This window comes from Rhizobium sp. GW821-FHT14E12 (assembly GCF_058803745.1).
The window spans coordinates 1-1,960 of the sequence record NZ_JBXAPH010000031.1; the positions used below are offsets into that span (position 1 = coordinate 1).

3 protein-coding genes are annotated in these 1,960 nt (G+C 56.0%); 1 reads left to right on the forward strand and 2 read right to left on the reverse strand.

Features of this window, described 5'->3' with window-relative positions; all coding sequences use genetic code 11:
• Positions 1 to 82 precede the first annotated feature (82 nt).
• Entirely contained in the window at positions 83 to 421 is a 339-nt protein-coding gene (locus AC1RO0_RS31890; protein WP_498596513.1) for a hypothetical protein, read from the reverse strand.
• Positions 422 to 584: 163 nt separating this feature from the next.
• Between AC1RO0_RS31890 and AC1RO0_RS31895 the strand changes: the two genes are divergently transcribed.
• Complete coding sequence (locus AC1RO0_RS31895; protein ID WP_498596514.1) at positions 585 to 1,259, forward strand: acyl-homoserine-lactone synthase; 675 nt, start codon at positions 585 to 587, stop codon at positions 1,257 to 1,259.
• Positions 1,260 to 1,393: 134 nt separating this feature from the next.
• On the opposite strand, the gene AC1RO0_RS31900 is transcribed toward AC1RO0_RS31895, so the two are convergent.
• On the reverse strand, positions 1,394 to 1,960 hold a 567-nt coding region (locus tag AC1RO0_RS31900; RefSeq protein WP_498596515.1), incomplete at its 5' end, for an autoinducer binding domain-containing protein.

A 1,960-nucleotide genomic window follows, 5' to 3' on the forward strand; every position in this document is an offset into this window, starting at 1 on the left:
CGCGTACGTTTCCATATGGGCTTGAAACAGATGTGTTTTGTCGATCCACAGCAGTCCGTGCCACGCTCGCACACAGTAACCGCTACCGCAACGCGTCGATCGCGCGACGCAGGTGCTTGGCTACTCTTGTGTAACCCAAGAATTTCGATTCATTGAGCAGAAAGATCAGAGCGTGGCGCAAGCGCCCACGCTGGTCCTGTTCGGTACCGTCAGGCCACTTATCTTCGTTCGGTGGTTCGATGCCGGCGTCGCTTTCGGCGGGAATTTTTCCACGGAAACGACGCCAGCTTTCGACTGGTTTGACAAGTAAATTGCCAAGACGCGATCGTTTCATGGCTTTGGTAAGTTCCTCTGGTTGATCGGTCTGTTCTGAATAGGAAGCGAATCCGATCCGATTGAGCGCGTTGCCACATGCCGACATCAGAGGTGCCGAATGCTCTAGCGAAGTGTACCCAAGCCAGACTTCATCAGCGTCTGGGATTTTTCCCGGGTGCTTCTTCCCATGGCATTAGCTACCAATTTTGGTCTCCATGCGTTTCTGTTGTTGTGACGTTCATATCCAACTGAAGGCGGGAGTGCACGTCATGATGAATTTGATCGATTCTTCCAATCGGGCCATGCATGCGGAAACGCTCCGATCATTTGCCGAGCTGCGATACGAGGTTTTTGTCCGGCGCCTGGGCTGGGCTCTGCCTGCCGCCCGGGACGGATTTGAGGAAGATGAATATGATACGTCCCGGGCAGTCTATGTGACGATTAGCAATAGCGCCGGGCATGTGGTCGCCGGGGCTCGGCTGCTCGATACCTCCGATGCCAGCCTTCTGAACGAGATTTTCCCTCATTTGGTGAAGGATGGCGACTTGCCGCGATCGGATCGAGTTTACGAAATCACTCGCTTCGCCATCGATCATCGCAGGGAGCGCCTGGAGGGCAGCATGGATTTGCGAAATCGGTTGCTTTGGGGCATTCAAGCAGCGGCTCTGCATCTTGAATTGGATAAGATGGTCTCCGTCACCTATACCCACCTGGAGCCGATGCTCCGCAAGGCGGGTTACCGTTTTCGCAGGCTTGGAGATGTCGACAGTATTGACGGCATTCCGACCGTTGCGCTGGAACATGAAGTCTCGCGCGACGTCCTGGGTGCTTGCCGCTCCGCCGTGCTCACCGGTAGGGCTCGCCATAAATCTGGGCAGCTATGTCCGCTGTCGAGTCAGAGCGACCAGCCGACCTCCGGTCTGGCCCAACCAGCCCTAGCCTAACTCACTTGCGGATAACGCGGGACTGCGGGGGATCGTCGCGTTCTGCCGTCTGCGAATTTTTGAGGATGATCTTGCTTGCGCTAGGCCCGATTTCGGATCGGGCCGCAAGGGACTGTGGCGTTGACACCCTGCGCTCAGTCGAGCGTCACCAGCCCTAGCATGATGGCCTTTACGACGGCATGGGTTCTATTCATCGCCTGGAGCTTCGTCTTTGCCATGTCGGTGTAGAAATCGACGCTTTTTTGGGAGATGCTGAGAATTTCAGCGATCTCCCACGCAGTCTTCCCCCTGGCCATCCAGTGCAGTACGTCGATTTCGCGTGGGGATAGAAAAGACTTGCGCCGTGCCGACCCGACTTTCAGAGAATGACCCAGCAATATGCCCTTGGCTTTCCGATGGTAGCCTTGGGCCAGGATCTGTACGATAGGCAGAGCGGCAAGGATATGCTCATTGTTTCGGGTGCCGGACTCGGGAACAACGCTGATAGCCACGGCTTCGCCCAATTCGGTCATGATCGGCAGCGTGATGCCGTTGACGAGACCCGCATCCCAGGCCTCCTGCAACAGGCGCCTCTGGTTCTTGTCGATATCATCCGATGTCAGCAGATCGCTCCACTGCGCGATCCCTTGGCCGGTGCCTACCCATTTCAAGGTCGGATCGATTTCCTTGTACTTCTGGTGAAAATAGTGGGTGAGCCATTT